Source organism: Paenibacillus sp. FSL R7-277 (assembly GCF_000517965.1).
Lineage (GTDB): Bacteria > Bacillota > Bacilli > Paenibacillales > Paenibacillaceae > Paenibacillus_AQ > Paenibacillus_AQ silagei.
On record NZ_ASPX01000022.1, the window covers coordinates 61,026 to 67,795 of the forward strand.

At 52.2% G+C, this 6,770-nt stretch carries 10 protein-coding genes and 1 pseudogene; 6 read left to right on the forward strand and 5 right to left on the reverse strand.

Annotation, left to right across the window (positions count from 1 at the left end):
• Positions 1–49: 49 nt before the first annotated feature.
• Positions 50–652, reverse strand: a complete 603-nt coding sequence (locus C173_RS09030; RefSeq protein ID WP_036724189.1) for a hypothetical protein — start codon at positions 650–652, stop codon at positions 50–52.
• Positions 653–852: 200 nt separating this feature from the next.
• Between C173_RS09030 and C173_RS09035 the strand changes: the two genes are divergently transcribed.
• Positions 853–1,344, forward strand: a complete 492-nt coding sequence (locus C173_RS09035) for a PH domain-containing protein (RefSeq protein ID WP_036724191.1) — start codon at positions 853–855, stop codon at positions 1,342–1,344.
• A 17-nt stretch (positions 1,345–1,361) separates the two neighbouring features.
• On the opposite strand, the gene C173_RS09040 is transcribed toward C173_RS09035, so the two are convergent.
• Positions 1,362–2,837, reverse strand: coding sequence for a glycosyl hydrolase (locus C173_RS09040; RefSeq protein ID WP_036724193.1), 1,476 nt, complete (start codon positions 2,835–2,837; stop codon positions 1,362–1,364).
• A 162-nt stretch (positions 2,838–2,999) separates the two neighbouring features.
• Here C173_RS09040 and C173_RS09045 point away from each other — a divergent pair, with 162 nt between their 5' ends.
• Together C173_RS09045 and C173_RS09050 are read left to right on the forward strand one after the other, a co-directional pair.
• A complete protein-coding gene (locus tag C173_RS09045) occupies positions 3,000–3,440 on the forward strand; it encodes a NucA/NucB deoxyribonuclease domain-containing protein (RefSeq protein WP_036724196.1) in 441 nt (146 codons plus the stop codon).
• 86 nt (positions 3,441–3,526) lie between these two features.
• Positions 3,527–3,715: a hypothetical protein gene (locus tag C173_RS09050; RefSeq protein WP_036724199.1), complete on the forward strand. Its 189-nt coding sequence runs from the start codon at positions 3,527–3,529 to the stop codon at positions 3,713–3,715.
• A gap of 47 nt (positions 3,716–3,762) precedes the next feature.
• Here the strand turns inward: C173_RS09050 and C173_RS34200 are convergent, their stop codons facing one another.
• Entirely contained in the window at positions 3,763–3,918 is a 156-nt protein-coding gene (locus tag C173_RS34200; RefSeq protein ID WP_155991357.1) for a hypothetical protein, read from the reverse strand.
• Positions 3,919–4,087: 169 nt separating this feature from the next.
• Between C173_RS34200 and C173_RS33595 the strand changes: the two genes are divergently transcribed.
• The 3 genes from C173_RS33595 to C173_RS34205 all read left to right on the forward strand — a co-directional run bounded on the left by C173_RS33595 (position 4,088) and on the right by C173_RS34205 (position 5,207).
• Positions 4,088–4,264 carry a YjfB family protein gene (locus C173_RS33595; RefSeq protein ID WP_076076056.1) on the forward strand — a complete coding sequence of 59 codons (177 nt, stop codon included), beginning with the start codon at positions 4,088–4,090 and terminating at the stop codon, positions 4,262–4,264.
• Positions 4,265–4,407: 143 nt separating this feature from the next.
• The gene (locus C173_RS09055) at positions 4,408–4,950 is read left to right on the forward strand and encodes an ImmA/IrrE family metallo-endopeptidase (RefSeq protein WP_036724201.1); all 543 of its coding nucleotides are present in this window, start codon (positions 4,408–4,410) and stop codon (positions 4,948–4,950) included.
• A gap of 92 nt (positions 4,951–5,042) precedes the next feature.
• Positions 5,043–5,207, forward strand: a complete 165-nt coding sequence (locus tag C173_RS34205; RefSeq protein ID WP_155991360.1) for a hypothetical protein — start codon at positions 5,043–5,045, stop codon at positions 5,205–5,207.
• A gap of 10 nt (positions 5,208–5,217) precedes the next feature.
• Here C173_RS34205 and C173_RS09060 read toward each other — a convergent pair whose 3' ends face one another.
• Together C173_RS09060 and C173_RS09065 are read right to left on the reverse strand one after the other, a co-directional pair.
• Entirely contained in the window at positions 5,218–6,021 is an 804-nt protein-coding gene (locus C173_RS09060; RefSeq protein ID WP_036724204.1) for an undecaprenyl-diphosphate phosphatase, read from the reverse strand.
• Positions 6,022–6,213: 192 nt separating this feature from the next.
• A pseudogene (locus C173_RS09065) lies at positions 6,214–6,770 on the reverse strand (collagen-like protein); the annotation flags it as partial.

Genomic DNA, 6,770 nt, shown 5'->3' on the forward strand with positions numbered 1-6,770 from the left:
ACAGCGTCTTCATCTGAATCCTTTGGCGTATAAGAAGTCTTGTCTCTGCTTATTTCACTGACGAAGTCCCTGCGCTTCCAGCACCCGGTTCCTGCTTGGCATCTGTGCCTGCATCTGATACGGTTCCCGGTACGGCTTGCTCCGGTTCAATCAGTCCGGCGGCTTCTCTGGCTTCATTCAGCTTGGAGATGCCGTAGAGCATCGCTATGTCCGCCTGCTCATTCATCGTGTTGAATTCCTCAGCGGTCACATCAGGCGATACTGCGCCCTTGGAAGCCTTCTCCTTGATCTGATAGGCACTCTGGAAAGCGATCACCGAATCTCTAAGCAGCTTCTCGATCGTATCCGGCAGGCCACCCGCAATCTTGATATCGTTCACATGATCTGCAAGCTGAGATGCGGTATCCTGGAAGCTGTCCACAGCCTTCTCGAATTCTTTGTCTGTCGCTTGTCCGGTGGAATAAGAGGTTAGCGTGGTGTTGAAGTTCTCTAGCGAGGATTTGCCCATTTCGTCGAATTTCGACATTTCATTGTAAAAGTTCTGTACCGTCTCCTGTACCTCTTCCGGGGACGCCGGTTCAGCACTGTTATTGCCGCAGGCACTGAGTATCATGACGGCCACTAGCAGTCCTGCAAGTAAAGCTTGTCTCATAGTTAATATCCCTCCACTTAACAGAATAATATCGATTTTTGTTAAGTGCAAATGAAATTAATGTAAAATTCGGCGCAATGAAACATATGTCAGCAGTTAAGCGTATTCATAGGGAGAAACGGCGGGCCATAACCCGTTGATGACTGGCAATTCCTGTTATACTATAATGAATTCATCTGTTCAAGGAGAGGAAGATTATTATGGCTTATTGCACAGCATGTGGTGCGGAATACAAGGAAGGTGCCAAATTCTGCGGGGAATGCGGGGCAGGTACAGAAGAGGCCGGTTCTCCGGCAGCAGCACGCCGTCCGGCGGCTGGCCATAGCTCCGGTCCCGAAAAAGAATTATGGCAGGGCAAGCCTGCCGGCATCTCCGACCGTCTCAAGGGGCTGATCGGACTGAATACCACCAAGTATACGATTACGTCCCAGCGGATTATGGTGAAGAGCGGACTGATCGGCAAGGATGTCGAAGAAATCGAGCTGCTGCGGGTGAATGATTTCTCTGTCACTCAGTCGGTTATGCAGCGTATGCTGGGTATCGGGACGCTGATCATTTTGTCGGATGATGCTTCATCTCCACAGCTCCCCTTCTATAGAATCCGTAAGGTTCAAGCTGTCAAGGATATCCTGCGCCAAGCCGTCCGTGACGAGAAAATCGCCAACAACATCAGCTACCGCGAGCATATCTGACGCTTCGTTACACTTGGTTATGGAAGGTAGAGGGCTCCTGCCGGAATTACGCCTTTGGCCTGGCTGGGGCTCTCCCACATCAGTACCGCCCGCGCATCCCCCTGGTTCTCATAGTACTCCACCTTCAGCTCATGCAGCTTCCCTGCAATCAGACTCACTGTGCCTTGCCGCTCCTGCCCGCTCTGCTTAATCCAGCTGTCAATAATCAGCTTCCCGTCGATCCATATCCGGATTCCGTCATCTGAATACGAGTAGATCGTGTAGGTCTCACTGTAGGCAGCGCTTATTTGGCCGCTCCAGCGTACGGAGAACAGATCTGCGTGAACGGCCGGATCAGGCGCCTCCTGCCTCCAGGCGAAGTTAATATTGGCATCTGTCCGGGTGAGGGCAGGCGTGCCGCTAAGCGTAATATTGTTATAATACTGCCCATAGAGGCCTGGCTTGGGGAGTACCCCTCCTGAAGAAGCATACGCCGCAGCCTTGGCCGAATAATCATCTCTGGAGAACACGGCACTATTCTTCATAAAAGCCTGAATTACTGCATCCTTATTGCGCTCGTACAGCATCTTGCCCCAGGTCATCTGGTAGCTCCATTTGTTCTGCGTGCCTGCCAGCACAGCTGGCGGAGGAAGCTCCCCGTTCTCGCCGATGGCGATCAGCTTGCCGCGCCCCAGGTCCCAGAGCGTATCATGATGGCTTACCTTGTAATCCCCCTCGAAAATATCCGCTGCCAGCACATCCACTCTGCCGCTGCCCGGATAATACTTCGCCGGCTCCTCACTATTCTTGTTCTTGGCATTCGGACTCCACACCCATAGCAGATTGTGCAGCTGATGATAGACGGTGTACCGCTGGAACATGATCTCCCAAAGGGTGACGAAGGAGGACTTTTGCCCCCACCAGAACCAGCCGCCGTTCATCTCGTGGTAGGGTCTCCAGAGTACGGGAACACCGGCGTCATTGAGCTTTTTCAGGAAAACAGCTACCTTATCCAGCTCAGCAATCATTGCCGTATACTCTGGCGTTCCCGGTGTGATGTACTTGCTGAAGTTAGCTTCGCTGAGGCTCATGGAGACATTCGTCCAGGCTGGAGCGCTGCCCGGCAGGTTGGCATGATAGGTCATCGCTACGATCCCCCCGGCCTTGTGCCAGCGGATCGCACTGTCGGTTACGCCCTGCCGCTGGCTGCTGATGAGCTTCTCCGTCTGGTTGCTGATCGGTCCCATCTCATAGCCGTGCAGTCCGGCATAGCTGCCAGCCGTATTCTTAAGCTTGTTGTTGATATCATCCGGGCTCTCCAGGTAATCATGCTGACCGCTGATCATTCCCTGGCCCTGCAGCCAGTACAGCGTCTCCAGTAGCTTCCGTGCGGGCGCCCCCAGCTCCGCGTCAGCGGGAGACATCTGTATTTTGCGAAAAGCCGCTTGCCACTGCACATCACCAATCAGCCGCGAGGCTGAATCCAGCAGGTCCCTGAGGTTGCGCTGTTCCACATTTTCCACCATCCTTTTCCTTGTGTTTGTACATATTATGACGAATTATGGAACTTCAGCACGGCAAATACACAGAATTAGGGCTGTCACAATCCGTTATTCTTACGCTATACTATTCAGGGCACAGGCATTATACCCATACCCACTTACAAAGGAGCAGATATGAAAGCCAAAAAGTCCATCATCAGTCTCATCATTATTGCCCTGCTCAGTCTTGCCGCCTACCTGCTGGAGGAGAACGGGCAATGGCTGCCGCAGACCCCTTCTGCGAATCCTTCGGAGATCGTGAAGCTGAAGTTCCCGGCAGACCGCTACCCGGAGACCGCGAGGCACATCCAGAAGGCCATCCGTAAGGGAGAGTCGGCCATCTGCACGATCAACCGCAAGGAGGCGGAGGAGAACCGTAAGGCGTCTCTGAAGGGAGTCCCCACGAAGAAAGGCTATGACCGGGACGAATGGCCGATGGCCATGTGTGATGAAGGCGGAGCCGGGGCGCATATTGAGTACATAACACCCAGTGATAACCGCGGAGCAGGAAGCTGGGTCGGCAATCAGCTGGAGGCGTTCGCAGACGGTACGCGTGTGGAGTTTATTTTCAAATAAGCCGGCCTGTGGGGGATGTTGTTCAATTTCACTGCGATAAAGCGTAGAATGAAATGGGATAATATAACTTAGATGGAGAGCCGGAAGTGTTCTATATCTGTTATCGGGGCAAACGGCTGTACGGCCCTATGTCCGAAGCTGAAGCCTTACAGGAATGGTTCGCGCTTGCAGGAACAGTCAAGGAGCTCTATATCATTGAAACCGATGCAGCTACAGGCAGAATCAAACGCCAGATCGGGCCAACGGTCCGTGCTCATAAGAAGAAAAAGAAATAGCCCTATCCGGCACAGGCCGGACAGGGCTACACTGGCTATAGGCGGTTCTAGAACAAACAGGCTTTAGTGATGATAACCAGCAGAATGAACAGAACCAGAATGGCACCTGTCGAAGTCCAAGGGCTTACTACCGGAACGATTGGAGGTCCCTGATTCACTCCACCTACGTTATTTCCACAACCGCAACCATACTCTGCTCCCATAATTAATTCCTCCTCTTGAATATTGAATACAGCACAGAATATGTGGAATTCCGCCCCGTTGCATGGGCCAATTGGCAAAGAAATGCCTTTCACCTAACGGACAGGCGTCCAGTAGTCGATATAGAGTATGAAGCAATAGCTTCACAACAAATGAAGGGAGGAATGCCGGATGGATATTGCTGCATTATCCGTAGTGATGAGCCAGTCATCCTTACAGCAGGCCGCAGGGCTGCAGGTGATGAGCCTTGCCAAGGAGCAGGCGCAGAGCAGCGCCCAGGATATGGTTCAGATGCTGAGTCAGGCCACGCACCCCACCTTGGGAAAAACACTTGATATTCGGGCGTAATTCCTTTATGCTTACATACATAGGAACACCCGTTCCATATTTCAGCCGTTGAAGAGTACGTGCTGAACTGCTGCTTAGCCCTTAAGGGCTTTTCTTTTGGCCAATAACACGAACATACGATCTTATATATGGGGTGATTGATTATGCAAGGCTATTATCAGATGACCGCTTTGGAGAAATGGACAGAGGATCTATACCAGCGCATTGGCGTCCGCAAGCCGGCCGATATCTCCATTGATTACATAGCGAAGCAGCTCAATATCTGGGTACACTATCTGGATGTCAGAAGCAAGGCGATTGAGGCTGCGGCCGGAATGTACAGTATGTTCATCGACAACCGCCTCCCTCCCGAGCTGCAGCGGCTGGAATTCCTCCACGAGCTCTGTCATCTGCTGCGGCATGCCGGCAAGTCTACGCTTATGCCCGGAGTGTTCACGCAGGCGCAGAGAGATGAATCCGACCGGTTCATTCTGTATGCCTCCATGCCCTATAGTATGATTTCCGCGAATACGCTGCCCGAGCTTCGTGAGGATGCCGTTGCCGAGCTGGCTGTAGCGTTCCAGGTTCCCGTTCCCCTCGCGCTGCAGCGGATCGACCAGATCCAGAGACGGATTTTCCAGGGGCAATTAATGGCTGTTATGGAACGTAACGAAGACAGAAATATCATCCACAGACATATTCGCTAAGCGCTGCGGGGATAATACGCTATAGACCCGGAGGGCGGAGATTCCCCTCTATAACAGGGTTAGATTCTACTGTAAAGGGGATCAAGATCAACGTGGAAGCCTTGAAAGTCATTCAATTATTGCTGACTCATCCTGAATATAGCGTGGATGCCGTTCATCCTGAAATTCCGGATTTTGTGGGTATCGAGACGATTGAAGTGGACCACGTTACCCAGACCTTCTCCATCCTGCTGCAGGAGCCTAAGGAATACGGCTGAGAGCAGGATTTTACAGTATAACAATTACATAGAACAGCCCCGCTAACACGAACCGGTACAGCGCGAACCACTCCAGGCGGAGCCGCTTGATCAGCTTGATGAACGTGACTACAGCAATCATGGCTACGAGGAAGGACGTCACGAATCCGATCAGCATCAGGGTCAGCGTATCTGTACTGAGTAGATCCCTGCTGTCATACAGGTCCAGGAGGCTTGCTCCGAACATCACCGGCACGGAGATCAGGAAGGTGAAGTCCGCAGCGGCTTTCTGGCTGGTTCCCAGCAGCAGACCGCCTGAGATCGTCGAACCGGATCTGGAGAACCCGGGCCACAGCGCCAGACACTGGAACAGCCCGATGCCGAAGGCTTGCTTGTAGTTTATCCCGTCTACCGTCTCTGACGTTACGGATCTCCTGCTGCGTGCAGCGAAGATCATCAAGAGACCACCGGCAATCAGACCAATGAGGACCGGCTTGGGGCCGAATAACTGGCTCTTGATCGTGTCTTTGAAGAGCAGATACACCACTAGTGCCGGAACCATAGCCAGGAGCATGTGGATGGCGTTCAGTCCCTTGCTCTTGGAGAAATCCAGCTTCAGCATATTGATCCCGATGTTCACATACTTCTTCCAATACAGCAGCAACACGGCCATTACCGCACCTAGCTGGATCACGATTTTGAAGGTAACCGCAGCCTCCCCCTCGAACTTCAGCAGATCCCCTGCCAGGATAAGGTGCCCGGTAGACGAGACCGGCAAAAATTCAGTCAACCCCTCAATAATCCCTAATATAATTGCTTTGATAGCTTCAGTCACTGGTGAATAGCCCCTTTCGGAAGTGAATCAATATATTTCCAGTATAAGAGGCTAAGATGGAATTCCCCATCGAATGAGCTAACAATATGGGAGTTGGTGTGACATAAATGTCATGTGGTTTATTGTGATCACAAAAAAGCCACCAAGCTACTGGTGGCAAAATTTCATTATGCTCTATTCGTAAAATAGCCGCTATGCTAATTGTGTAATAACAAGATGTGCTGAAACGGGTCTTGTTCCTCCCGCAAGAGGAGTAATCGTAAGTGCAGCGGCATTTCCGGCAGGATTGCGAACGGTTAGAATACTGTTAATGACCGTTGTTTGCACGATCGCCATTTCTACGATTTGTGAGGTACCTGTTGCCCGCCCAACTACGGTATAAGCGAGATCTGCACCATTTAAAGTCAAGATTAGTTGTCCGGCTTCGGTCACGCTAACCTGAAACAGCACTTGATACGTCCCAATGGCCGCTAAATTAAAAGAACTCGGCCCGATCCGGGTAATCGTTGTCCCGCTGGTAGGGCCATCTTGAGGAAAGCTTACATCTGTGCCCGGCGCTACCGTTGCCGCATTATCAGGAGGCATCAGAGCAAAGAAATCAGCAAATCCTAATACCCCTCCCGCCGTTCCTGTTGCCCCTGTTGCCCCGGTTGCTCCTGTTGCCCCGGTCGCTCCTGCAGCTCCTGCGGCTCCTGCGGCTCCGGCTGGCCCAGTGGCTCCTGTGGCTCCCGCCGGCCCTGCAGCTCCTG

Bases quoted from the DNA above. Each gene is read 5' to 3' on its own strand.
- C173_RS09035 (WP_036724191.1), top strand. From the start codon at position 853: ATGGCTTATTGCACAGCATGTGGTGCGGAATACAAGGAAGGTGCCAAA.
- C173_RS09055 (WP_036724201.1), top strand. From the start codon at position 4,408: ATGCAAGGCTATTATCAGATGACCGCTTTGGAGAAATGGACAGAGGAT.
- C173_RS09030 (WP_036724189.1), bottom strand. From the start codon at position 652: ATGAGACAAGCTTTACTTGCAGGACTGCTAGTGGCCGTCATGATACTC.
- C173_RS33595 (WP_076076056.1), top strand. From the start codon at position 4,088: ATGGATATTGCTGCATTATCCGTAGTGATGAGCCAGTCATCCTTACAG.
- C173_RS09045 (WP_036724196.1), top strand. From the start codon at position 3,000: ATGAAAGCCAAAAAGTCCATCATCAGTCTCATCATTATTGCCCTGCTC.
- C173_RS34200 (WP_155991357.1), bottom strand. From the start codon at position 3,918: ATGGGAGCAGAGTATGGTTGCGGTTGTGGAAATAACGTAGGTGGAGTG.